This window comes from Myxococcus virescens, from assembly GCF_900101905.1.
Classification (GTDB): domain Bacteria; phylum Myxococcota; class Myxococcia; order Myxococcales; family Myxococcaceae; genus Myxococcus; species Myxococcus virescens.
Map to the genome: position 1 here is coordinate 78442 of NZ_FNAJ01000017.1, position 24267 is coordinate 102708.

At 69.7% G+C, this 24267-nt stretch carries 23 protein-coding genes and 2 tRNA genes; 4 read left to right on the forward strand and 21 right to left on the reverse strand.

Annotation, left to right across the window (positions count from 1 at the left end):
* Positions 1-31: 31 nt before the first annotated feature.
* The 7 genes from BLU09_RS31825 to BLU09_RS31855 all read right to left on the reverse strand — a co-directional run bounded on the left by BLU09_RS31825 (position 32) and on the right by BLU09_RS31855 (position 5462).
* The gene (locus tag BLU09_RS31825) at positions 32-1345 is read right to left on the reverse strand and encodes an ABC transporter ATP-binding protein (RefSeq protein WP_090494235.1); all 1314 of its coding nucleotides are present in this window, start codon (positions 1343-1345) and stop codon (positions 32-34) included.
* A gap of 8 nt (positions 1346-1353) precedes the next feature.
* A complete protein-coding gene (locus tag BLU09_RS31830; protein WP_090494237.1) occupies positions 1354-2136 on the reverse strand; it encodes an ABC transporter permease in 783 nt (260 codons plus the stop codon).
* Positions 2137-2337: 201 nt separating this feature from the next.
* A tRNA-Gly gene (locus BLU09_RS31835) sits at positions 2338-2412 on the reverse strand.
* A gap of 51 nt (positions 2413-2463) precedes the next feature.
* Positions 2464-2538 (reverse strand) — tRNA-Gly (locus tag BLU09_RS31840).
* An 81-nt stretch (positions 2539-2619) separates the two neighbouring features.
* A complete protein-coding gene (gene pgsA, locus BLU09_RS31845) occupies positions 2620-3309 on the reverse strand; it encodes a CDP-diacylglycerol--glycerol-3-phosphate 3-phosphatidyltransferase (protein WP_020477889.1) in 690 nt (229 codons plus the stop codon).
* 13 nt (positions 3310-3322) lie between these two features.
* Complete coding sequence (locus BLU09_RS31850) at positions 3323-4819, reverse strand: tetratricopeptide repeat protein (RefSeq protein ID WP_090494239.1); 1497 nt, start codon at positions 4817-4819, stop codon at positions 3323-3325.
* Positions 4776-5462 carry a lytic transglycosylase domain-containing protein gene (locus BLU09_RS31855; protein WP_090494241.1) on the reverse strand — a complete coding sequence of 229 codons (687 nt, stop codon included), beginning with the start codon at positions 5460-5462 and terminating at the stop codon, positions 4776-4778. The genes BLU09_RS31850 and BLU09_RS31855 overlap by 44 nt, the downstream gene beginning before the upstream one ends.
* Positions 5463-5549: 87 nt before the next feature.
* Here BLU09_RS31855 and nadB point away from each other — a divergent pair, with 87 nt between their 5' ends.
* From nadB to BLU09_RS31870, 3 genes are all read left to right on the forward strand, one after another.
* Complete coding sequence (gene nadB / locus BLU09_RS31860) at positions 5550-7139, forward strand: L-aspartate oxidase (RefSeq protein WP_090494243.1); 1590 nt, start codon at positions 5550-5552, stop codon at positions 7137-7139.
* 93 nt (positions 7140-7232) lie between these two features.
* Positions 7233-7886: a rhomboid family intramembrane serine protease gene (locus BLU09_RS31865; RefSeq protein ID WP_090494245.1), complete on the forward strand. Its 654-nt coding sequence runs from the start codon at positions 7233-7235 to the stop codon at positions 7884-7886.
* 1 nt (position 7887) lies between these two features.
* Positions 7888-8481, forward strand: coding sequence for an LOG family protein (locus BLU09_RS31870; protein WP_090494247.1), 594 nt, complete (start codon positions 7888-7890; stop codon positions 8479-8481).
* Between the two features lie 6 nt (positions 8482-8487).
* On the opposite strand, the gene BLU09_RS31875 is transcribed toward BLU09_RS31870, so the two are convergent.
* The 9 genes from BLU09_RS31875 to BLU09_RS31915 form a co-directional block, all read right to left on the reverse strand.
* Positions 8488-9120 (reverse strand): hypothetical protein, encoded by a 633-nt coding sequence (locus tag BLU09_RS31875; RefSeq protein WP_090494248.1) that lies wholly within the window; start codon positions 9118-9120, stop codon positions 8488-8490.
* Complete coding sequence (gene pyrE / locus BLU09_RS31880) at positions 9117-9683, reverse strand: orotate phosphoribosyltransferase (protein WP_090494249.1); 567 nt, start codon at positions 9681-9683, stop codon at positions 9117-9119. The genes BLU09_RS31875 and pyrE overlap by 4 nt, the downstream gene beginning before the upstream one ends.
* 3 nt (positions 9684-9686) lie before the next feature.
* A complete protein-coding gene (locus BLU09_RS31885) occupies positions 9687-11126 on the reverse strand; it encodes a ParB/RepB/Spo0J family partition protein (protein ID WP_244172203.1) in 1440 nt (479 codons plus the stop codon).
* 64 nt (positions 11127-11190) lie between these two features.
* A complete protein-coding gene (gene bacP / locus BLU09_RS31890) occupies positions 11191-11913 on the reverse strand; it encodes a bactofilin BacP (protein ID WP_090494252.1) in 723 nt (240 codons plus the stop codon).
* Positions 11914-11916: 3 nt separating this feature from the next.
* Entirely contained in the window at positions 11917-12297 is a 381-nt protein-coding gene (gene bacO, locus BLU09_RS31895) for a bactofilin BacO (protein ID WP_011554629.1), read from the reverse strand.
* Positions 12294-12635, reverse strand: coding sequence for a bactofilin BacN (bacN, locus tag BLU09_RS31900; protein WP_002636699.1), 342 nt, complete (start codon positions 12633-12635; stop codon positions 12294-12296). The genes bacO and bacN overlap by 4 nt, the downstream gene beginning before the upstream one ends.
* A gap of 55 nt (positions 12636-12690) precedes the next feature.
* The gene (locus BLU09_RS31905; RefSeq protein WP_090494254.1) at positions 12691-13530 is read right to left on the reverse strand and encodes an alpha/beta hydrolase; all 840 of its coding nucleotides are present in this window, start codon (positions 13528-13530) and stop codon (positions 12691-12693) included.
* 12 nt (positions 13531-13542) lie between these two features.
* The gene (locus tag BLU09_RS31910) at positions 13543-15417 is read right to left on the reverse strand and encodes a tetratricopeptide repeat protein (RefSeq protein ID WP_090494256.1); all 1875 of its coding nucleotides are present in this window, start codon (positions 15415-15417) and stop codon (positions 13543-13545) included.
* Between the two features lie 43 nt (positions 15418-15460).
* The gene (locus BLU09_RS31915; protein ID WP_090494258.1) at positions 15461-17971 is read right to left on the reverse strand and encodes an ATP-binding protein; all 2511 of its coding nucleotides are present in this window, start codon (positions 17969-17971) and stop codon (positions 15461-15463) included.
* A 486-nt stretch (positions 17972-18457) separates the two neighbouring features.
* On the opposite strand from BLU09_RS31915, the gene BLU09_RS31920 reads away from it, so the two are divergent.
* Complete coding sequence (locus tag BLU09_RS31920) at positions 18458-20059, forward strand: hypothetical protein (protein ID WP_090494261.1); 1602 nt, start codon at positions 18458-18460, stop codon at positions 20057-20059.
* Positions 20060-20068: 9 nt separating this feature from the next.
* Here BLU09_RS31920 and BLU09_RS31925 read toward each other — a convergent pair whose 3' ends face one another.
* Genes BLU09_RS31925 through xseB form a run of 5 tightly spaced genes read right to left on the reverse strand, consistent with a single transcriptional unit; the run spans position 20069 to position 24229 of the window.
* Positions 20069-20809 carry a TlyA family RNA methyltransferase gene (locus BLU09_RS31925; protein ID WP_090494263.1) on the reverse strand — a complete coding sequence of 247 codons (741 nt, stop codon included), beginning with the start codon at positions 20807-20809 and terminating at the stop codon, positions 20069-20071.
* Positions 20806-22557 carry a 1-deoxy-D-xylulose-5-phosphate synthase gene (locus BLU09_RS31930; protein ID WP_090494265.1) on the reverse strand — a complete coding sequence of 584 codons (1752 nt, stop codon included), beginning with the start codon at positions 22555-22557 and terminating at the stop codon, positions 20806-20808. Before BLU09_RS31930 ends, BLU09_RS31925 begins: the two co-directional genes overlap by 4 nt.
* Entirely contained in the window at positions 22557-23450 is an 894-nt protein-coding gene (locus BLU09_RS31935) for a polyprenyl synthetase family protein (RefSeq protein WP_090494267.1), read from the reverse strand. Before BLU09_RS31935 ends, BLU09_RS31930 begins: the two co-directional genes overlap by 1 nt.
* Before the next feature lie 17 nt (positions 23451-23467).
* Positions 23468-23848 carry a response regulator gene (locus tag BLU09_RS31940; protein ID WP_026113988.1) on the reverse strand — a complete coding sequence of 127 codons (381 nt, stop codon included), beginning with the start codon at positions 23846-23848 and terminating at the stop codon, positions 23468-23470.
* Between the two features lie 24 nt (positions 23849-23872).
* Complete coding sequence (gene xseB / locus BLU09_RS31945) at positions 23873-24229, reverse strand: exodeoxyribonuclease VII small subunit (protein ID WP_090494269.1); 357 nt, start codon at positions 24227-24229, stop codon at positions 23873-23875.
* Positions 24230-24267 lie beyond the last annotated feature (38 nt).

A 24267-nucleotide genomic window follows, 5' to 3' on the forward strand; every position in this document is an offset into this window, starting at 1 on the left:
TCCCCGTGGGTTCTGGCGCGCTCCCAGCGCTTCATCCCACCACCACGCGCTGGGGCGTGCCCGAAGCGCAAGGGACACCCGGCTGAGCCTCCGACCCCGCCTCCACCAACCATCGGTGCGGAGGCCGGAACACGCCCTCGTCCTCGTCCTCGGAGACCACCTTGAACACACAACGCGCGGACGAATCCCCTTTCGAGGACCGGGCCGACACCACCAGCGAATACTCTCCGCCCAGGACGCCCAGTCGCTCAATCAGGAAGCGCAGCACGCCTTGAGACGGCATCCGCGTAAGCACCACTGACTCGCGGCGAGTGCTCGTCTCGTAGAGGGTTCGCCCGTCCGCGGCTTGGAGCCGGACCTCGAAGTCCACGTCCTCGCAGGCCTCATCCACCGCGAACGCCGCGCGTACTTCCACGCCCTGCTCAGGCGACAGGACCTCCAGGGGTGCGCCTTGCGCGTCCGTCAACTGAACGCTGCGGATGCGAACGGGGCCTTCCGAGGGAAGCGTCGCGGCCGGTACCTGTGGCAGCGCCCCGCCGCCCTCCGTGAGCGCCGGGGGCGTGAAGGCAGCGGACTGGGCCTCGGCCAGGGAGATGGCCTCGCGGTACTCGGCAGTGACCTCCGAGGGCTTGCCTACGCGGCGGACGTAGCCGCCATCAATCCACGCAGCCAGGTCGCACCAACGCTCCACGGTGCCCAGTTCGTGCGTCACCAGGACGATGGTCTTCCCCTGACGCTTGAAGTCCATCATCTTGGCGAGGCTCTTCTTGCTGAAGTGCTCGTCTCCGACGGCGAGGATTTCGTCGATGATGAGGATGTCCGGGTCCACGTGCGTGGCCACCGCGAACGCCAGGCGCATGTACATGCCACTGGAGTAGGTGCGCACCGGCTCGTCGATGAACTCGCCCAGCTCACTGAAGGCGATGATTTCATCCATCCGGGCCCGGACCTCGGCGCGCGTCATGCCCAGGATGATGCCGTTGATGAGGATGTTCTCCCGTCCGGAGAAGTCCGGATGGAAACCAGCGCCCAGGTCCAGCAAGGCGGAGATGCGACCGTTGATCTGCAGGTCGCCGGAGGTGGGCGTGTAGATGCCGGTGATGAGCTTGAGCAGCGTGCTCTTCCCCGAGCCGTTCCGCCCGATGATGCCCACCGTCTTGCCCTTGGGAATGGCGAGGTTGATGCCGCGCAGCGCGGTGATGAGGCTCGCATCACGCGCCTGGCGCTTGCCGCGCAACCAGCGAAGCAGCTCGGATTTGAAGGTCGTGTACTCGCCCCGGATGGTCCGCTTCCGGAAGCTCTTCACGACATCCTTCAGGATGATGGCGTCCATGGATTCAGGCATGCCGACGCTCAGATGGACTCCGCGAACTCTTCGCGGCGGGATTCGAAGATGGACGAGGCGCCCCACAGCAGCACCACGGAGACCGCCCCCAGGGCCAGCAGCGGTCCGGAATCCGGAAGCCGGTGTTCATAGAAGATGGCCTGGTACGACGCCATGAAGCTGACCATGGGATTGAGTGCCATCATCAGCGTGCGGACGTTCTCATCTTGAATCGTGGAGAACGGATACAACACGGGCGTGGCGAAGAACCAAAGCGTCAGCAGGTTGCTGACAATGTGCTGCAGGTCCCGAAACGTCACGTTGATGGCGGCCAGGATGTACGCCAGCGCTAGCGTGAAGATGAGCTGGATGAGCACCACCACCGGGAACATGACGACATGCCAGGTCGGCCACTGCCCGTAAGCCATGCCCAGCCCCAGCATCAGCGGCAGCGAGAGGACGAAGTTGCAGAGGTTGGTCACCACCACCGTGGTGGGCAGCACCTGAGCGGGGAAGCGGACCTTCGTCAGCAGATCTCGCCGGTCGCTGATGGCGCTCGCGCCGCTGGCCAGCGAGGTGGAGAACCAGATCCACGGCAACAGCCCCGTGAACATGAAGAACGGGAAGTTGGGGATGTTCTGCCGCATCACCACGGTGAACAGCAGCACGTACACCAGCATGTGGAGCGTCGGATTCAGGAACGTCCACAGGAAGCCCAGGAACGAGCCGCGATAACGCGCCTTCAGTTCCCGCTGGACGAGGCTGATGAGCAAGCCCCGGTACTGATACAGTTCACGGACGAGCCGAATCATGAGGGGGCCTTCTATAGCAGGGCCGCTTGCTGTTGCGAGGACGCCCGGCGCCCCGGCCCCACTCTGCTGACGCCCTCGGACGGCTGCTCATTTGAAGAGCAAGCCATCAACCGAGCGAATGTCCGGCCCTGGCTCCAGCACCTGAGCCACCAGGATACCGGAAAAACAAAAGGCCCCCTGGCTTCCCAGAGGGCCTCAATTTGGAGCGGGAAAAGGGATTTGAACCCTCGACCCTCGCCTTGGCAAGGCGATGCTCTACCGCTGAGCTATTCCCGCGTCAGACCCTGCAAACTAAAAGGCCCTCTGGGTTTCCAGAGGGCCCGATTTTGGAGCGGGAAAAGGGATTTGAACCCTCGACCCTCGCCTTGGCAAGGCGATGCTCTACCGCTGAGCTATTCCCGCATCAGGTGCCGCGCTTCCGTCACCGTCGTGTGACCGCCGGGCCGGAAGTGAGGTGGGGTATACAGAGCCCTTCCGGACCCGTCAAACACTTTTCGCGGGGTCAGGCTCCCCCCCACGCTTCGCCAACATGGCCAGGAACGCCCGGAAGTAGACCACCGCGCTCCACACCGAGAAGGCACCGGACAGGTAGACGAGCACCTGGCCCACCAGGTTGTAGTCCACCGGCACGGAGAAGGTGCCGAACTCCAGTGGATGCACGTAGTGGACGCAGAGCGAGATGATGCCCACCAGCTGGAGGGACGTCTTCCACTTCCCCTCCTGGCCCGCGGCGATGACCATGCCCTCGCTGGCGGCGATGGTGCGCAGTCCGCTGACGATGAGCTCCCGCGCCAGCAGGACGATGACGACCCACGCGGCGATGCGCCCCAGCCGCACCATCATCACCAGGGCCGCCATGGCGATGAGCTTGTCGGCCAGCGGGTCCATGAACTTGCCGACCACGGTGATGAGGTTCCACTTCCGCGCGAGGTAGCCGTCCACCACGTCGGTGATGGCGGCCACCGCGAAGACGAGCCCCGCCAGCAGCGAGTTGAGAGGGTCCGCGTCGTAGGTCAGCCACACGAAGAGCGGAATGATGAGGATGCGCCCCAACGTGAGCATGTTGGGCAGGTTCCAGAACTCCTGCACCAACACGCTGGGCTTGCGCGCCGCGCGCTTTCGGGCGCGCTCCTCTCGCTTCCGCTGTTTCCGCGCCGCTCGGTCCGTGGCCATGGCAGGGGCCCTTCTAGCGGACACCGAGGGCGATGAGGGCAAAACCTTCACCGCCCAGCTCCACCGCCGCCCGCAGCGGCTCCCCAGAAGGGGACTTGAGCACGGGCACCATGCGCGGCGTGAGGTTCCCCTGCCAGCCCACCAGGTGCGTCAGCGGCACCGTCACCGGCTGCTCCTGGCGCACCGCCACCGCACGCAGCGGCCCCGGGAGACTCAAGAGCACCTGGCCCTGCCCTCGCAGGTGCACCAGGTCCAGGTCCGGCGCGATATCCGACGGCACCCGTCCGTTCTCGAACATGACCGGCTCCTCGAAGGCGAACACGCACTCGTCGCGGAAGTACGCGGAGTCCTCGCCCAGGTCCACCGCCAGGAAAGTACGGGTCGCCGCCGGCTCCAGGTAGAGCACGCCCTGCCCCCGGGCACGCACCATCCGCGCCGCCCCTTCCCCGAACGACTTGTCCGTGGCCCGGCCCCGGAACCGCTTCATCTCCGGCTGGAAGGAGAGCTGCCCCGCCAGCGCCACCAGGCCCTCCAGGCGCGTCAGGAGCTCCCCCTCCACCGCCACGGTGTAGCAGCCCGGCCCCGCGCCGAAGGGCCGCGACGCCTCCGCGCCGGGAAGGACGACCGAGCCGGCGAGCTCGGCCAGCGACGACCGCCCGCCGTCCTGAACGGGTGAGGACTCCGGCGCCGGAGACGTGGGCGCCGGCGACGTCGCGGGCATCTTGCGCAGATGCAACCGCGTCAGGGGCACGGGCGCCGGCGGCACGCTCGCGGCCACCGTCTCGGAGGTCTCATCGAAGGTCGACTCGGGAGACGCCTCCCGCGCCACGCCACTGTCCGCCGCTGCTTCCGACGCCTCGGACGCCGAGGCGTCGGACAGGGCACTGGGGCCCTCGTCTTCGGCGAAGCGAATCTCCTCTTCTTCTTCCGGTTCGGCGGCGGGCGGCGGCGGCTCGGCGACACGGGGCTCCACCGGCGCGCTGCGGGGCGGCGGCGTGGCGGCGGCGGCCGGCTTCGCGTAGCTCTCCCCCGCGATGGCGCGAGACATCTTCTCCGCCATGACGTCACTGCCGGCGAGCAGGAAGTGCTCGCGGGCGCGGCCGTACTCGCCCATCTGCGCCAGGGTGAGGCCCAGGTAGTTCTGGGCCTTCTGGTGCTCGGGGGCCAGGTCGGTGGCCGTCTCGAACTCGCGCGCCGCGCGCTGAAGCGCGGACGTCTTCAGGTACACCAGGCCCAGGTTGACCCGCAGTGTCGGGTCCACCGGGTTGTCGCGCACCAGCATCTCGTACAGCTCGGCTGCCCTGTCGTACAGGCCGAGCTTGAAGTAGCAGAGGCCCAGCAGGTTCTGCGCCTTCTCCATGCGGGGCTGGAGCTGGTGGGCACGCTCCAGGAACGGCTGAGCCTCGTGGACCCTGCCTGCGGCCAACAGCTCGCCACCGCGGGAGAGCTGCTGGAGGAACTCATCATCAGCGGGGCTCGTCTCCCCCCGCCCCTTCGCGCGCGTCGTCATTCTGGGATGTGGGCTCGCTGGGGCCGCTCGAGACGGCCGCCTCGCGCTCCTTGTAGTGGTAGTAGAGCTTGAGCACCTTGCGCACGTACCCCTGCGTCTCTTCGTAGGGGGGCACCTTGCCACCGTAGCGCTTCACCGCTTCGGGGCCGGCGTTGTACGCGGCAACCATCTTCACCATGTCGCCGTCGAACATGTTGGCGAGCACGCGCAGGTAGCGCACGCCGCCCTCGATGTTGTCGCGCTCGTTGAAGATGTCCTTCACGTACATGTCCGTCGCCGTGGCCGGCATGAGCTGCATCAGCCCGCTGGCGCCCTTGTGGCTGAGCGCGTTGGGGTTGAAGTTGCTCTCGGTGTGCATGATGGCGCGCACGAGCGCCGGCGGGATGCGGTAGCGCAGCGCCGCGGCGGTGATGTGCGGATCCAACTCCGGCGGGGTCCGCTTGCGGCCCACCACCGGCGTGTTCTTCGCGGGGGCCTTGGTGAACGTGCCCTTCAGCACCTTGGCCCGCTTGCTGCCCGTGGGCTGCACGTTCGTATAGATGATGGTGCCGTCCTTCTCGACGTACCGGTAGATGGCATCCGCCCCCGCCGACAAGGGCAGGGCCAGCACGGCGACGGAGAGGAACGCGGAATAGGCACGCATATCGGCCCACGAACCTTAGACATCCGCGGGAAAGTCCTCAAGAAAACGCCTTGTTTCCAGCACTTACAGTCGTTAAGGCTGCTCACCATGCCCCATCGGTTCGATTTCCTCGTCCTGGGAGGCGGCGTGGCGGGTCTTTCGTTCGCCCTCCAGGCGGCCCGCCATGGCACGGTGGCCATCCTCACCAAGCGTGACCGGTTCGAAAGCAACACGGCCTATGCCCAGGGCGGCATCGCCAGTGTGCTCGCGCCCCCTGACACCTTTGAGGCCCACATCGAGGACACGCTGGTGGCGGGTGCGGGGCTGTGCCACCGCGACGCGGTGGAAGTCACGGTGAAGGAAGGCCCCAGCCGCGTGCAGGAGCTGGCGGACCTGGGCGCGGAGTTCAACCGCCGCATCACCGGCGAATTCGACCTCACCCGTGAGGGGGGCCACTCCGCGCGCCGCATCATCCATTCGGGCGACATCACCGGCCGCGAGGTGCAGCGCGCGCTGCTCGCCGCGTGTGACGAAGTCCCCAACATCACCTTCTTCCCGCAGACGGCCGCCATCGACCTCATCCAGGACCGGCGCGTCCCCTCCCCTGGGGTCAGCCGGTGTCTGGGGGTCTACGCCCTGCTGGAGGACGGCGTCATCGAGCGCTTCCTGGCCAAGGTGACGGTGCTGGCCACCGGCGGCGCTGGCAAGGTGTACCTGTACACGTCCAACCCGGACGTGGCGACCGGTGACGGCGTGGCCATGGCGTACCGGGCGGGCGCGAAGGTGGCGAACATGGAGTTCTACCAGTTCCACCCCACGTGCCTCTATCACCCCGAGGCCAAGAGCTTCCTCATCAGCGAGGCGCTGCGCGGCGAGGGCGGCAAGCTGAAGCTCAAGAGCGGCGCGTCCTTCATGGAGCGCTACCACCCCATGGGCGCGCTCGCGCCGCGTGACGTGGTGGCGCGTGCCATCGACGCGGAGATGAAGCGCACGGGCGACGACTGCGTCTACCTGGACATGACGCACCTGGGACGCGCCTTCCTCGCTGAGCGCTTCCCCAACATCTACGCCACCTGCAAGGCGTTCAACATCGACATGGCGGTGCAGCCCATCCCCGTCGTCCCGGCGGCCCACTACATGTGCGGCGGCGTGGTGACGGACCTGGAGGGACGCACCAACGTGCCCAGCCTGTACGCCATCGGTGAAGTCACCTGCACGGGCCTGCACGGCGCCAACCGGCTCGCGTCCAACTCGCTGTTGGAAGGGCTCGTCTTCGGCCACCGCGCCGTGCAGGTGGCCGCCGAAGAAGTGCGCTCCCAGCCCACGCCCTCCGAGGACCCGCCGCCCTGGGATTCGGGCAGCGCGGTGGAGTCGGACGAGAGCGTCGTCGTCACCCACAACTGGGACGAGATTCGCAGGCTCATGTGGAACTACGTCGGCATTGTCCGCACGGACAAGCGGCTGATGCGCGCGCGGCGCCGGCTGGAGCTGCTGCGCGAGGAGATTCGCGACTACTATTGGCGCTTCAAGGTGACTCGCGACGTCATCGAGCTGCGGAACATCGCCGATGTCGCCTACCTCATCGTCGACTGCGCCAGCCGCCGCAAGGAGAGCCGCGGCCTCCACTACACGCTGGACTACCCGCACCCGGACGACCACCGCTGGCTGCGAGACACCGTCGTGTCCAGGGAGCCGTGAGCCCGAATGTCCTCCCGTCCACGACGCATTCTCGATGCCCCTTCCTCCGCCTCGGGCGGTGAAGCCACCGGCGCGCAGCCCCCTGGCCCACCGGTGCCAGGCCCACCGCAGCCGCGCCCCTGGGTGTGCTACGCGCTCATCGCCTGTGCGGTGTCGCTCTTCTTGGCCGAGCAGGTCCTGCCCATCTCCCAGGTGGTCCGGAGCGAGCACGGGCGGATGCAGATTCCGCCCCTGGGCCTGTACGGCCCCTTCGTGCAGGCGGGCCAGTACTGGCGGCTGCTGGGCGCGGTGCTGGAGCACGGCAGCCCCCTCCACCTCCTCTTCAACATGTCGGTGGTGGTGACGCTCGGCTTCACGCTGGAGCGAGGCATCGGCAGCCTGCGCTTCTTCGGCCTGTCGCTGGTGACGGCGCTGGGGGCGTCCACCTTCTCACTCATCTTCGACTTCGACGTGCCCACGGTGGGCGCGTCCGGAATGATTCTCGGCTGGGCGGGGGCCATGCTGCCCGTCGCCACACGCGAGGGCCGCCGGGACTTGTTCATCTGGCTGGCGCAGGTGGCTGTCCTCAGCCTGCTCCCCTTCGTGAGCTGGGCGGGGCATCTGGGCGGCTTCCTCTTCGGCCTGCCTTGTGGCTTGGCCCTGCGCATGGGGCGGCAGGTCTACGCGCGCGCCCTGCCCATCCTTCTTTTTCTCTCCGTGGTGGTGGCGCTCTACGCAGCCCACCCCGAGCGGCGTGGAGGCTTTTGACATGGAAGTGCGAAGTGTCTGTGTGTTCTGCGGCTCCCGGCCCGGCGCGCGTCCGGAGTACATGGACGCCGCCACACGCATGGGCGCCGAGTTGGCGCGGCGAGGACTGACGCTCGTCTACGGCGGCGCCAGCGTGGGGCTCATGGGCGCGGTGGCGGACGCCGCGCTGGCCGCGGGTGGCAACGTCGTCGGCGTGCTGCCTGGCTTCCTTGGCGCCAAGGAACTGGCCCACCGAGGCCTCACGGAGCTGCACTCCGTCGGCTCCATGCACGAGCGCAAGGCGCTGATGGCGGAGCGCGCGGATGCCTTCATCGCCCTGCCCGGAGGCTTTGGAACGCTCGATGAGCTCTTCGAAATCGTGACCTGGGCCCAGCTCGGCCTGCACCGCAAGCCCATGGGCCTGCTGGACACGCGCGGCTTCTTCCAGCCATTGCTGGCCATGGCGCGGCACCACGCGGAGGAAGGCTTCGTCCCCATGGAGCAGGCCGTGCCCTTCGCCGTGAGCGCGTCTCCCACGGCCCTGGTGGACCGGCTGCTGGCGGGCCCGACGATGCCGCCCGCCGAGAAGTGGCTGAAGCGCACCAGCCAGACGTGAGCCGCGCTACTGCGCGCGCACCTGCATGTCCGCCTTGCCCAACGACGAGGCCATGCGGAACGTCACCGTCTCCGTGCCGGGCGGAATGACGGGGCTCCCGTCGGACATCTGCGTGGGGAACTGAATCTCCCACCCCACCCAGAAAATCGACGTGTACGGGTAGTACGCCCGCGTCTGCATGTTCACCCGGCCCAGCCGGCGGATGCGCGAGGGCGTCACCTCGCCAGCGGGCGTCACCAGCGCCAGGCGCCAGATGGAGTGCTTGGAGTCGAAGTCGGCGTAGACGAAGTCGTTGAAGTGCACGCCCAGGAAGAACTCGTGGGCCTGCGCGGCCTTCGCCTGCTCCTCGGCGAGCATCTGCTCCACCTTCACCGTGGGCAGTTGCTGGAAGGCGGCCTGGCGATGCACGCGCGCCTCGCGAAAGGACAGCGTCTGCAGCGTCACGCCCGCGAACACGCGCGTGTCGAAGCCGTCGTAGATTTCCTTCTGTCCCGTGTAGCGCGCGAGAATCTTCCGGTAGGAATGCTCCGCGTGTTCATCCGGCAGCGACGGCGGCGGATCACTGATGGCGGTGGGCGGCGTGGTGACACAGCCCGCGAGCAGCCCCAGCAGCGCCGCGGTGATGAACGGACGACTCACGGAATGAAGTCCTTGCGGGTGAAGAGCGTGTGGAGCCGGTGCCCAGAGGCCTCCACGGCTTCACGCCCACCCTCCAACCGGTCCACCAGCGCGAAGGCACCCAGCACCTTCAGGCCCTCCAGCTGGGCCCGCTCGATGGCCTTCAGCGTGGAGGCTCCCGTCGTGACGACGTCCTCCACGATGGCCACCGCCGCGCCCTGCCCCAGCCCGCTCAGGCCTTCAATCCACTGACCCGTGCCGTGCCCCTTGGGCTCCTTGCGCACGATGAAGGCCGCCAGCGGCGTGCCGGACAGGTAGCCGGTGAGGCTCACCGCGGACGCCAGCGGGTCGGCCCCCAACGTCAGCCCGCCCACGCCCACGGCCTCCGGGGCCTCGCGCCGGATGGCCTCCAGGAACAGCCGGCCAATGAGAAAGTGGCCCTCGGCCAGCAGCGCCGTGCGCTTGCAGTCGATGTAGAAGTCCGACTCCTTGCCGGACGAGAGCACCACGCGGCGCTGCTCGAAGGAGCGCTCGGTGAGCAGCTCCAACAGCCGGGCACGGTCACGCACGAGCGGTTCCGCCATGGCTTACAACCCCTCCAGATAGGTGACCAGCTCGGACGAGTAGCGGAGCTGCATCAGGAGCTCTGCCTTGCGCGACTCATCCAGCGCGGCGAACACGTCCGCCAGCAGTGAGAGGTCCTGATTGATGGCCCCGAGCCGCTGCGCCACTTCCTGCGCCAGCTCGTCGGCGTCAATCTCCTCTTCGACGCCCTCCGGCGCCAGCGTGTCCTCGGTGGCGAGCGCCTTCTCCAGCATGTCGCGAACGGCCGCGCTCAAGCGCCCCTGCGCCTCGAGCTCGTCGCGCTTCGCCTCCAGGACTTCCGGGCCCACCGGCGTGGCGTGAATCGCCTCCGCCAGCGACATCACCAGCGCGTCCTCGTCCGAGAGCCGCAGGTGGATCCGCGCCTGCACGGCGTCTCGCTTGAGGAAGCGCAGCGCCGCGACCCGCCGGAAACCACAGACGAGTTGATAGCGGTCTTCCCCCGCCGGGCGAACGTCCACCGGGAACAACTGCCCCAGCCGCGCGATGTCCGTGGCCAGCCCCGACACGTCGCCTTCCGGGCGCAGCTTGAACGCGCTTTCGTCCTGCAACTTCTCCAGCGGCAGGAGCACCGTCGTCACCCGGCCCGAAAGCCGCTGCTCGGGTTCGGGGAGGACGTCCTCCCGCGACTCCTCGTCAGAGTCGCTGGCTTTGTCCCCGTCGGCCTCCCCCGTCCAGAACGCGCCTTGGGGGCGCTCGTCCAGCCCGGGCGTGACATGGGCCTCGCCGTCGGAGGGGGACTGCTCGGCGCGTGTCTCCGCGTTGGCGACGGACCCGCCTCCTGATTCGCTTCCGTCCTGCCCGTGGGACTCACTCACGGCCTGGTGCTCGCCCTGCGCATGAGACGCATCCTTGGCAGGTGGCTCCGCCTGACCGTGGGACGAGGTGCCCTCGGCCTGCAGTCCACCTTCCTGCGAACCTGCCTGGTCCTTCGAACCTTCGCTCGCGGAGGAATCCGCGGAGCCCGGCGCTTCCCCGCCCACGTTGTGCGGTCGTGCGCCCTCGCCCTGGGTGTCGCCACTGGCGACGGGAGGCTCACCGCCCTGCCCCTGCGCGGAGCTGGCGTTCTGGGGCTCGCCCTGTTCCGAAGGCGTGCCCTCTGCGCGCTGCGCAACGCCCTGCTCGGAAGACGTGCCCTCTGCGCGATGCGCAACGCCCTGCTGCTCGGAAGGCGTGGCCTCGGCTCGCTGCTCCGAACCTTCGGCGGGGGGCGTGCCCTCTGCGCGGTGCTCACCACCGGACTCCGGTGACGCGTCCTCGCGCTTGTGCTCGCCCTGCGGCTCCGAGGAGCCCCCCGAAGCGGGCGGCTCGGCGCTCACGGCACCGCCCTGGCTGCCGTCCTGCCCGGACGGCGCCTGCGAGCCACCTTCGGGCCCAGCACCCGCCGTCCCATCCTGTCCATCAACCCTGTGCTCGGCGTCCATGGTGGCACCCCTGATAAGCCCACGCGCCCGCACCGCCAACGACTGGCGGCGCGGGCCGTGCGCGCTAGCGGGTCTTCTTCTTCACCACGACCTTCTTCTTCGCGCCAGCACCCACCAGGACTGGCGTTGGCGGCTCGGCAGAGCCCGCCTGCTCAGCCTGCGGCTCCGCCCGCTCCACGCGGGTCGGCGGAGGCGGCGGCAGCGGCTTGCTTCCCAGGCCACCCAACCCCGGACGGGTGATGGGCGCCGAGGGGCGCGTCACCGCGGGAGGCGCCGAGGGGCGCGCGGGCGGTGGAGGAGGCGTGGGCCGCGACGGCGGCGGCGGAGGCATGGGCCGTGCGGCCGGAATCGTCGGACGCGCGGGCGTCGCCGTGGGACGGGTCACCGCCGTGGGGCGGACCACCGCGGGGCGCTCGGCCGGCAGACGTCCCGGCTCCACGTCACCCATGTCCACGCGGCCACGGAAGCTGGCCCCGTCGACGATGATGACGCGCGGGGCGCGGATGTCGCCCACCATGCGGCCTTCGCGGGTGAGCTCCACGCTCTCGGTGGCGTTGATGTTGCCCACCACCACGCCGCTGACGATGGCGTTCTTCACCGCCACGTTGGCCTTCACCACGCCCGAGGGCTCCACGATGAGGGTGCGGCTGAGCGTCAGCTCACCCTCGACGCGCCCTCGGACCGTGAGGTCCTCGTCGCCCGTCAACCGGCCGCTGATGAGGATGGAAGGCCCCACCACGGTGTTGTCGACGTTGCTGCTCGCTGAGAGCTCCTTCGCGGTGGCCACGAATCAGCGCTCCTTCATGTCCATGTCGACGTTGCCCTTGAAGGAGGCACCGTCGGCGATGAGGATTCGAGGCGCCTTGATGTCTCCCACCACGCGGCAGTCCGTCTTCAGCTCCACCTTGTCGCTGGCGACGATGTTGCCCGTGACGCGGCCGGCGATCTCCACGTTCTGCGTCTCGATGTCGGCCTCGACGACGCCGCTGCCCTCCACGTAGAGGCTTTCCTTGAGGGAAATCTTCCCCTTCACGGTGCCCTGGATGACCAGGTCCTCGTCGCCGGAGATCTCCCCGTCGATGACGATGCTCGAGCCAATGACCGTATTCGCCATGAGTGTTGTCCGCCTCTCGAAAGGTGTGTGCCGTGCCGTGCGCGGCGTGAAGCTCAAATGTCGTCAGGAAGCCGTACGTCCATCTCGATGGAGCCGTTGAACACAGCCCCGTCCTCGATGACGACGCGAGGTGCCTTGATGTCGCCGGCCACCTTGGCCGAGGCGTTGATGGCCACGCGCGACGAGGCGTCGATGTTGCCGCTGGCCTCGCCGTTGATGGTCAACTCCTCGGCGCGGATGTCCGCCTGCACCTTGCCGGTGCTCTCGATGGTGAGGTGGTTCTTCAGGGCAATCTGCCCCTCCACACGTCCCTCGATCACCAGGTCCCCACCTCCCGTGAGGTTGCCCTTGATGACGATGCCCTTGCCGATGATGCCCGTTTCACCCGTTGCCATGCGGTGACCTCACCCAGCGCCAGCTCCTCCCTAGGAGCCGGGCGACCTGATTATGTCAGAGATGCGCGGAGATCCAGCCGGAGATATCCCGGAATACCTCCGCACGGCCCACCTCGTTGAGCGGCTCATGCCGCATTCCGGGGTACTCCTTGAACTTCTTGTCCGGCGACCCCGCCCGCTCGAAGTACTCCCGCGCCGCCGCCGGAGCGGCCACCCCATCCTCCGCGCCACACAGGACGAACAGCGGCACTTGAATCTTCGGCGCCAGCAGCACGGCCTCGCCCTGCGCCCGGGTGGATTCGACGAACCACCGGGGCGTGGCGATGGCCTGGTGGAGCGGGTCCTCCCGGGTGGCCCGCTGCACGTCGGTGTCATGGGTGAGGTCCTCCACCTTCAGCCCGGAGGAGATGCTCAGCCATGGCACCAGCTTGCCCACCGCGCGCGCGGCCATCAGCTTCGAGGCCGGCGGAGTGATGGCCAGCTTGAGGTACGGCGCCGACAGCACCAGCCCCGTCAACCCCTCCACCTGCCGGCTGGAAGCCCACGTCGCCGACATCAGGCCACCGTGGCTGTGCGCCAACACGAAGGCCTTCTTGCCCTCCGACACCGCGCGCACCCGCGCCCAGAAGACCTCCAGGTCCTCCAGGTAGTCCGGCCACTTCTCGCAGTAGGCCCGGCGCCCGTCGGCCTTGCCATGGCCCCGGTAGTCGAAGCCGTGGACCGCGAAGCCGTCCGCCAGCAGCGCGTCCGTCACGAAGCCATAGCGCCCGAAGTGGTCACCGTACCCATGCACCACCGCGACATGCGCGCGGGGCTCGGCGTCTGGAAGGATGGACTTCCAGTACAGTCGTGTCCCGTCCCTGCCGGGAAAGAAGCCCTCGTCGCTACGCGCCATAGGCCCACCAACTTAGCGGTCTGGCGCACGCGTGGGTAGCGCATTGAGCTTGCGCTCCAACGCGGCGCGCTGGCCGGGAGGCTCGGCGGACTCGGGGTCCAGCGTCAGCACTTCCAGGGCGCGCCGCCAAACGGCCGCGGCGTCGTCCGTCCTCGCCACCCGCTGATAGGCGTCTCCCAGGTGTTCGAGGATGACGGGCTCGTCTGGAGCCAGCGTGGAGGCCCGCTCCAGCGCGTCCACGGCCCGGGCGTAGTCCCCTCTGCGGAAGTACACCCAGCCCAGTGAGTCCAGGTAGGCCCCGGTGTCCGGCCGCAGCTCCAGGGCCCGCCGCACGCGCCGCTCGGCCTCGTCCAGGTTCTGCCCCGCCTGCGCCAGCAGGTATCCCAGGAAGTTCAACGCGGCGGCGTGGTCCGGTGACACAGCCAGCACCGCCCGCATGCGGGCCAGCGCGCCCGTCATGTCGCCCTGCCGCTCATGCGCCGCGCCCAGCACGTACAGCAGGTCTTCGTCCCGGGGGAAGCGGGCCACCGCCTCGCGAAGCAGTGTCAGGGCTTCGCGCCCCCGGCCCTGCCGGTGGAGTGTGGCGGCCAGGGCGTCATACAGCGCCGCGGAGGGACCGACGGACAGGCCCTCGCGGAGGAGCAGCTCCGCGCGGTTCGGCGTGCCGCCGCGCTCCAGGGCTCGGGCGAACTGCATCCGGACTTCCACGTCCGCTGGCGACTCCTGCATCGCGGCCCGGAAGAGCGTGAGGGCCCGGGAGTGCTCGCCCAGGAGCGACAGGCAGCGGGCTCGGCGCAGGCGCGCGTCGGCGTAGACATCCGCCTCAGCGGGCACACCCGCGAAGGCCTCCGCCGCGTCGGCGAAGCGGCGCATCCGCTCATGGACGAGCCCCGCGTAGTAGGCCAGCCGAGGGTCCGCATGGTCCCCCCGGCGCGCCGCCTCCAGCACCTCCGCGGCCGCCCTGGGCTCGCGCGCGGCGAGGTAGCTGAAGGCCACCCGTACCGGCATCTCCGGCTCGGAGGAGAGGGACAACAGCCGGTCGAAGTACGCTCGCGCCCGGACGGCGGAGCCCGCCTTCAGCGCCGCGCGGCCGGCGCCCAGCAGCACCTCGCGGCTGTCCGGGTCCCGCTCCAGCGCCCGAGCCAGGGACTCCTCCGCCTGCACGGGCCGGCCGGTGTCTTCGTACAGCTGCGCCAGCGCCGTCAGCACCTCCACGTCACCCGGGGCTCGGGCGGCGGCCTCGACCAGCAGGCGCTCGGCGCGCGCCGTGTCGCCCCGCTCCGCCAGCGCCAACCCCAGGCGCTGGTACCCCGAGGCCTCCCCCGGCAGCGCCAGCGCCAGCGCGTCCACCACCTTCACCGCTTCGTCCGGGGCCCCCATCTCCAGGTGGAGCTGGGTCAGGACGAGATACGCCTCCGGCTCGCGAGGCTTGAGGGTCACCGCGCGCCGCAGGTGCAGGCGGGCCCGGGCGAACCGCTTCGACTCCGTGAGAACGCGGCCCAGGAGCACGTGCGCGGGGTAGTAGGCGGGGGCGCGCAGCACGGCCCGGCGCAGCTCGCGCTCCGCGCGCGTCAAGTCGCCCAGACGGGCGTACTCCTCCCCCAGCCGGGTGAGCAGCAGCGGGTTTCCATCATCCGTGGCCAGGGCCAGCCGCAGCGCGTCCACCGCGCCCCGGTGGTCCCCGGCATGGTGCTTCAGCCGGGACTGGAGGTAGTTCGTGTAGCTGGCGGAGGAGGCATAGCGGCCTTCGTCCGTGGAGCCCGCGTCGATGGCCTCCCGCATGGCCTCCGGGTCCACGCGCGGCCGCCGTGACGGGGCGGCCGCGGACACACCCGGCGCCACGAGGACGGCCAGCAGGGCGGACACGAGGAGGCGAGAGGGGCGCACGCGAGCATGAGTCTAGCGTGAGCCCGTCCCGCGCGCAGTCGCCTCAGCTCTCTTCGGGGGCCGGCGCGCCCAGCTTCTCCAGCAGCTTCTCGACCGAGTCGCTGTCCTGGCTCACATCCGCCACCGCCGACCGGTACTCCGTGTCCGTCGCCTTCTCCACATCCGGCAACATGCGGCTGATGACGGCGCGCGCCGCCTCCGCCTGGCACTCCGGCAGGACGACGGCGAACACACCTCCGCCCAGGTGGGAGATGGCATCCGGGTGGCGCACCCGCTTGCGCATGACATCGGCGATGCTGGACGGCACCGGATCCACCGGCCGGTCGGGCCGGAGCACGGCGAGGCTGAGCGCGCGGTGGTAACGCCGGCTGCGCGCCACCTCCTGCTCCAGCCGCAGCAGCAGCCCGCGCCGGTCGTGCAGGCCCGTGGCGGGGTCGCTGCCGGTGCGCCGCTGCAAGGCGCTGGACTTCTCCTTCTCCTGCTGCTCGCGCTCACCCTGGCGCAGCTTGAGGGCGCGCTCGGTGCGGTTGAGGAGTTCCACCGCGTTGAACGGCTTGCTCATGTAGTCCACCGCGCCCAGGTTCAGCGAGCGGACCTTCTCCGCCACGCCCTGGTGGGCGGACAGCAGGATGACGGGGATGCGCGCGGTGTCCGTCGAGGACTTGAGCGCCATGGCCGCGTCCAGGCCGTCCAGCTTGGGCAGGAACACGTCCATGACCACCAGGTCCGGCCGCTGGGCCTTCGCCCGGGCCAAGCCCTCCGCGCCGTCGCGCGCCACCTCCACGCGGTACTTGGAGCGCAGCACCTCCGACAGCACCGCGGCGATCTCCGGCTCGTCCTCCACCACCAGCACGCGCGGCTGCTCCTGCGGCGTGGACGCGGCGGCGGGCGGCGGGCGCGGGTTGCGCGGCGCTTCCTGCGCCAGCGGCAGCGTGAAGACGAAGATGCAGCCGGTGTCCGGCGGGCTCTCCGCCCAGATTTCACCGCCGTGCAGCTCCACGAACTCCTTGCAGATGGCCAGCCCCAGGCCGGTCCCGCCTTTGCCGCCGTGGCGGTAGCGGTCGAAGACGAGGTGCAGCTCGTCCGGCGGAATGCCCACACCGTCGTCCTGCACGCACACCTTGGCGGCGTCTCCATCGGGACGCCCCAGCCGCTGGGTGCTCACCACCACCTCGCCGTCCTGGCGCGCGTGGTGGATGGCGTTGGTGATGAGGTTCTGCAGCACCTCGTGCAGCTTCACCTCGTCACCGATGAGCATCAGGCTGTCGGGACAGTCGGCGCGCAGCGACACGCCCCGGTCCGCGGCGAGAATCTCCAGCTCGTTGACGGCGTCGCGGCAGAGCTGTGCCACGTCCAGGACCCGGGGCTCGATGGACAGCCGCGCCGCCTCGCCCTTGCCCTTCTCCAGCAGCGACTCCACCAGGCCGAGGATCTTCTTGCCCTGGCGAATCATCGCCTCGGAGGACTGGCGCTGCTGCGGCTCCAGCGGCCCTTCCTGCAACAGCCGGCCGTGCCCCAGGAGCACCTGGAGCGGCGCGCGCAGGTCGTGGCTGCACACCGCGATGATTTCGTCCTTGAGCCGGTTGAGCTCCTTCAGCCGGCGGTTGGCCTCGTTCAGCTCCTGGTAGCGCTGGACGTAGGCTTCCTCCAGGTCCTCGCGCTTCTTCTTCACCGCCGTGTGCAGGCGCGCGTTGCGGATGGAGTTGGCCAGCACGCCGGCCACTGCCTGGGCGAACTCCTGCTCGTCCCGGCCGAACGACGCGTCAGCGCGCGATACCCGTAGGAACAGCGCTCCCAGCAGGTCGCCCTGACAGATGAGGGGCTGCACCAGGATGGACTTCACGCCCAGCGGCAGGATGTTGGTGCGGACCTCCGCCATCAGCGGGTCGCGCTGTGCCTCCTCGATGACCACCGATTCCCGCGTCTCCAGCGCGCGGCGCAGCTCCGGGTAGCGCATCACCTCGATGTCCAATTGGACGAGGCTCGGGTCTTCCTGCGTGGCCACCACCTTCGCGGTGCGGGCATGGCTGCCCTCCACCAGCACCACGGAGCAACGGTCCGTCCCGGTGACACGGCCCACCTTGTCCACGGCGATGCGGAGTATCTCCTCCAACTCGAGCGAACTGGTGGCCGCCTGGGTGATTTCCAGCAGCATCCCCATGCGCAGGCGGATCCGCTCTTCCCGGTCACGCAGCCGGCCTGCGCGCAGGGCGGCCTCCAGACGGGGCACCACCTCGTCGGCGCTGCGGATCCAATCGTCCACGGCCAGCCGCTTGAAAGCTTCCGCCGAGCGCGCGCGGCCCAGGTCCACCAGCACCGGCAGGCGCTGGAGCCGGTCCACCTTGCGCAGCGACTCCAGCATCTCCGCGGCCCGCTTCGCCGTCACCGCCAGCAGGACGACCTCTGGCTGCAATGTGTCCGCGACCTGGGCCAGGCCGCTCTCCTTCTCCGCCGACGCACACTGGTAGCCGCTCGACGTGAGCCGCTCCATGAGCGCATCGCCCGCCTCCTTGGCGGCCACCACCAGCACGCGTCCCCGCTGATCAGCCTGCATCTCGACTCTCACGGTGAACCCCAGCCCCGGCGACATTGCGCCGGGTAGAGAGGCTGCAAAAACCCGCTGCGTGCGAAAGAGTTCATGGTTCGGATCCCGATCATGCCGCTGAACACGCCCTGGAGCCAGAACGGCGGGCATGGGTGGGAGGATGTGGCCACGTCGGTCCCCGCCGCCCCCAAGCCCTCCGGGAGTCGAGCGTACACGATGGACGTCACTTCCCAATCACCCGCGGACCGCGCACGGCCGCCCGCCCTGCCTACCGCCCATCAGGCGCCAGTGGGGCTGCACATGCAACTTCCTGGCGCATCCCTGGCGCTGTGATGCCGCCCACCGCACAGGGTCCCAACGGCGCTGGCGGAACTACCACAGCCCGCGGACGTTGGGGGACGTTCCGTACCCAGGTGGGAGAGAGAATCGGTTCGGGCCTCCCCGACAAACGGGCCTGGATGCCTGGGACGCCGCGTACCGGCTAGAGTCGCCGCCATGGCCCACCCCTCCCTGACGCGGCGCGCGCGGCGCTCCGCACTCATCGTCGCCGGCAGCCTAGCCGCCGCCTGTGGCGGCAGTGAACCGCCCCCTCCCACGCCGGATCCTCCCCAGGTCGCCCTGACGGTGCCCGCGAGCATCATCTCCGACGACAAGCTCCAGGTCATCGTCACGGTGTCTGGCTGCGAGGGCGGCTCGACGCTCAACGTCAATGACCGGGAGACCCTGCTCCGGACCTTCCCGCACAGCGGCGGCACCATGACGCTGACGCTGGAGCGCAACGACATTCCCTACGCCACGGCGGGCCTGGCCGCGAACCTGTCGTTGAACGCGGTGGCCACGTGCTCCGACGGGCGTACGAATCGCTCGCAGCCCGCCCCTGTCTCCTACTTCCCGGTGCAGCGCCGCATCGTGGAGCCGCAGAACGCCGGACAGGTCGTCACCGACCACTTCGTCATCGACGGCACCAGCGCCAATCCCACCTTCTTGGGCTGCGGCGTCCCGCCGACGGAGATTTCCACGCTGTACCGCGTGAACCTCAGCGGCAAGGTGACGGGCACTGTCGGAATGCCCATCGCCTGCACTCCCGAGACGGTCATCACCGAGCGCAACCCCATCAGTGGCAAGCGCTGGGTGTGGACCCCGAACGTGGGCGCCTTCGCCGTGGACGCCGACCTGCGCATCACCGCGCGCACGACGACGGACATCGGCCCCACGCAGCTCACCGTGCTGCCGGGCGGTGACGCCATCATCGTCAACCGCATCGACGAGGTGCGCCGGCTCTCCCACAACCACGACGGCACGTCGGAGAGCGTGGCCGAGGTCAAGTGGCTCTACGCACCCACGACGCTGGAGAGCGTCATCGCTCCGCCCCTGGTTCGCGCGGACGGGATGATTCTCATCGCCTCACTGGGAACGGGCCCGGATGCTTCGCGCACGGACGTCACCGTCACCGAGCTGTACGCGGGCGAGACGGGTGAGCAGGGCGCGGGCGGAACGGCCCGGGCCGCGTACAAGCTGCGGACCTTCGCGCGCAACGAGCGCCTCCCCCTGGGCGCCTTCAATGACACGGGCAACACGCTCTTCCTGGGCCTCCAGCTCGGCTCGGAGCAATCGCAGGTCATCGCCTGCGCCGCGAACCAGGACGAGTGCGAGGGCGCTCGGCTCCAGTGGACGAGCCCCGCACTCCCGGTGCCGCTGGCGCACATCGTCTATCACCCGGGTGCCTCGCGCCTCGTCGCGGTGGGCAAGCAGCGCGTGTGGTTCCTGGACGCGTCGGGGCAGATTCGCAACCGGGACAACCGCTCCATCGACGCGAATGGCGCGCTGAACGTGCTCCAGGTGCTCCGCCGGCCGGGGTCGCCGGAGCTCTTCCTGCTCAACGCGCCGGCCCGCGGACTGGATGGCGCGCCGACGCTGCCCAACGAAATCGTCGCCGTGGACCAGACGTCCAGCGGCGAGGCCCGCGAGCTGTTCCGCCACCAGGTGGTCGACAGCCTGAGCGGTGCAATCGACCCTGAAGGCCGGCTGTGGGTCCGCACGGGCTTCGACGTGGTGCAGACGCTGCCTCTGTCCGACTACCGCCGCTACCGGCCGTAGCGCGCGGACTCAGGGCCTGCTGGCGACGAGGAGTGCCTCCACGTTGCCAGCGGGCCCGGGCACCGTGGAGTCCATCAACCCGAGGACCTCCAGGCCCTGCTCGCGGACGAACGCCGTCACCGTGTCGATGGCGTCCTGCCTGGCAGCGACATCCCGCACCACGCCGCCCTTCCCTACGCGGTCTGGCCCTACCTCGAACTGAGGCTTCACCAGCGCGACCAACAGCCCGCCCGGCTCCAGGTACGTCAGCACCGACGGCAGCACCTGCGTGAGGGAGATGAAGCTGACGTCGATGACGACCACGCCGACCTTCTCCGGCAGGTCCTCTTCCGTGAGGTAGCGCGCGTTGACACGCTCGCGCGAGCGCACCCGCGGGTCCGTGCGCAGCTTCTCGTGGAGCTGCCCGTAGCCCACGTCAATCGCGTGGACGCGCGTGGCGCCGTGCTGGAGCAGGCAATCCGTGAAGCCGCCGGTGCTCGCGCCGATGTCCGCGGCCACCTTGCCTCGAACGTCGAGCCCGAAGCGGTCGATGGCGCCCTTCAGCTTCAGGCCGCCGCGCGACACGTAGGGAAGCACCTCGCCCTTGAGGCGCAGCTCCGCCTCCTGCGGAATCAGCGTGCCGGGTTTGTCCACGCGCTGGTCGCCCACCACCACCTGGCCGGCCAGGATGAGCGCCTGGGCCTTGGTGCGCGACTCGGCCAGTCCGCGCTCCACCACCAGCACGTCCAGCCGCTCCTTGCGAGGCTTCACCGTCCGCCCCCTGCCAGCAGCGCCAGGCCCGCGCGCCGCAGGCCCGCCGCGTCCAGCCCCTGCTCCGCGCGCTGAACCCGCGCGTCCCCATGGGGAACGAACGCATCGGGCATGCCCATCAACCGGACGCGGGCCATCAGCCCGTGCGCCGCGAAGAGCTCCAGCACCGCGCTGCCCAGCCCGCCGCGCGTGGTGCCCTCCTCGGCCACCACGACATGACCGGACCGGCCGGCCTCCAGCAAGGCGGCCTCATCCAGAGGCGAAGCGCAGCGCGCATCCAACACGCTCCAGCCGGGCTCGCCCCGCGCGGCCTCCAGCGCGGCGATGCCCAAAGGCCCCAACGTCACCAACGTGAGCCGGGGCTGCTCCGCGCGAAGCAGCCAGCGAGCCCCCCGCAGCGGCACCTCACCCGCGCTCAGTCCTTCGGGCAGGGGCGGCAGCGTGCCGCGTGGGAAGCGGATGACGGAGGCGTGCGGCGCCACCAGGGCGGTGTCCAGCATGGGCGCCAGGTCCTCCCCCACCATGGGCGACCACAGGTGCAGGTCCGGCAGCGGGCGCAGGGACGCCACGTCGTAGGTGCCCTGGTGCGTCGCCCCATCCGCGCCCACCAGCCCCGCGCGGTCCACGGCGAAGACGACGGGCAGGCCCGGCAGGCACACGTCGTGGATGATCTGGTCGTACGCGCGCTGGAGGAAGGTCGAATAGATGCAGCACACCGGCCGCGCGCCGGCCATGGCCAGCCCCGCGCTGAACGTGACGGCGTGCTGTTCCGCGATACCCACGTCGTGCACCCGGTCCGGGAAGCGCGCCTTGAGCGCGTTGAGCGCCGAGCCCTCCAACATCGCGGGAGTCACCGCAACCACCCGTGGGTCCCGGGCCATGGCGTCTTCCAGCACCGCCGCGAAGGCCTCGCTGAAGGTCCGCTGGCCACCGCGCGAGCGCACCAGCTTGCCGTCCCGCCACTCATACGGGCCCATGGCATGTCCACGCGTCTGCGCGTCGGCCTCCGCTGGCGGAAAGCCCTTCCCCTTCAGCGTCAGCGCGTGCACCACCACCGGCCGCGACGAGGCACGGGCCTCGCGCAGCGCGCGCATCAGCGCAGGCAGGTCGTGCCCATCCACCGGGCCCAGGTAGGTGAAGCCCAGGCCTTCGAAGAAGTCGCGCGCCTCGCGGGTGCGCAGCAGCGCGGGGATGGCCCCCACGTTGGCGCTGATGGACATCTGGTTGTCGTTGAGGACGACGACCAACGGCAGGGAGCTCCCCCCCGCGTTGTTGAGCCCTTCAAATGTAAGGCCCCCCGTGAGGCCGCCGTCGCCCAACACCGCCACCACATGGCCCCGGTGCCCCTGCTGCCGCCGGCCCTCCAGCACGCCCAGCGCCGCGGACACCGCCGTGCATGAATGCCCCGCGAGCAGCGCGTCGTGAGGACTCTCCCGCGGGTCCAGGAACGGCGCGATGCCGCCCGCGTGCCGCAGCGTGTGCATGCGGTCACGCCGCCCCGTGAGGAGCTTGTGCGCGTACGTCTGGTGCCCCACGTCGAACAGCAGCGCGTCTTGGGGCGAATGGAACACGCGGTGCAGCGCGACGATGAGCTCCACCGCGCCCAGGGAGGCCCCCAGGTGCCCCCCCACGCGGCCGCAGATGGAGATGATGTCCTCGCGCAGTTCCTGACACAGGAGCGGCAGTGCCTCCTCGGGAAGTGCGCGGACGTCCGAAGGCGAGCCGATGCGTGACAGCAACTCCGACATTAGGACTTCCGCTCCACCGTGTAGCGCGCCAACGCCGCCAGCGGCCCGTCCTCGCCCTCCAGGGGGCGCACGGCCGCGATGGCCTCGGCCACCTTCTGGTCCGCCAGCTTCCGCGACGCCTCCAGGCCCACCACCGCCGGGAAGGTGAAGCGCCCGGCCGCGGCGTCCGCGCCCGCGGGCTTGCCCAGCTCCGCCGCCGTGGCCGTCACGTCCAGCACGTCATCGGCAATCTGGAAGGCCAGCCCCACCGCGTCACCGTAGGTGTCCGCGCGCGCCAATGCGTCCGCGTCTCCACCGCTGGCCAGCACGCCCATGCGGCACGCGGCCCGGATGAGGGCGCCCGTTTTCATGCGGTGCATCCGGATGAGGTAGTCCAGCGCGGACGGCCGGTCCTCGGCGGTGTCCAGCACCTGCCCGCCCACCATGCCCGCCGCGCCCGAGGCCACCGCCAGCTCCCGGCACAGCGCGGCGCGCATGCTCTCGGGCCCACTGGCCACCAGCGTGAAGGCCTCCGTCAACAGCGCGTCCCCCGCGAGGATGGCCATGGACTCACCGTACACCTTGTGGTTGGTGAGCCGGCCCCGGCGGTAGTCGTCGTTGTCCATCGCCGGCAGGTCGTCATGCACCAGCGAGTACGTGTGCACGTACTCCAGCGCGCACGCCGCGTCGCCCGCCACCGCGGACACGGCGCTTCCGCGCGCCACGAGGTCCGCGAAGGCCAGGCAGAGCACCGGGCGCAGGCGCTTGCCGCCGGCCAGCAGGGAGTAGCGCATGGCCTCCGCGAGCTGCGGCGGCGTCCCGGAAGGCCCGAGCCGCGCCACGCGCTCGTTCAGCAGGGCCTCGACGCGCGCCTGCTGAGCGGCCAGGAAGGAATTCAGTTGAAACGTTGCCACGAGCGTCCGTGCTCCTCTTATGGAATCTGCGCGGGCACGAGCTCGCGAATGCGGCTGACGAGCTTGTCCATGTCCAGCGGCTTGACGAAGTAGTCCGCGGCGCCCACCGCCATGCCGTGCCGCTTGTCCTCGGGCTCCCCGCGGCCACTGATGAAGATGACGGGGATGTCCCGGAACTGCTCGTTCTTCTTCACCGCCCGGCACAGCTCGAAGCCGTCAATCCAGGACATGTTGACGTCCAGGAGGATGGCATGCGGCCGGTGAAGCTGGAGCGACGCGATGAGCCGCAGGCCGTTGGCCGCCATGGTGACGGCGAAGCCCTCGTACTCCAGGGCCGCCGCCAGCAGCTCCCGCGTGTCGCGGTCATCATCGACAATGGTGATTTTCAGCTTCGACATGCCGGAATGGACGCGCCCGAGCACCTAGAACGGGACGTCATCCTCCGGGGGCGGGCGGGGAGCGGGGGCCCGAGGGGCCGAGGGCGCGGGTGCCGCCGGACGCGCGGCGACCGACAGGGGCGCCACCACGTCGTTTCCGTCCTCGTCCAGCAGGAGCTGTTCGATGCGCTGCTCCGCCTCGGTGAGCAGCTTCTCACCCCGGCGCACCAGCCGGATGCCTTCCTCGAAGGCCTTGAGCGAGTCCTCCAGGGAGAGATTGCCGCTCTCCAGCCGGCCCACCGTCTCCTCGAGCCGGGAGACCACGTCCCCGTACTGCTCGGGGACCTCGGTCTCCGCTACCTTGTCCGCCTTGGGCGCCTTGTCCGACTTCGCCACTTCCATCCACCTCCCCGCATGGGGCGCGGGACTCTAGAGGGTGG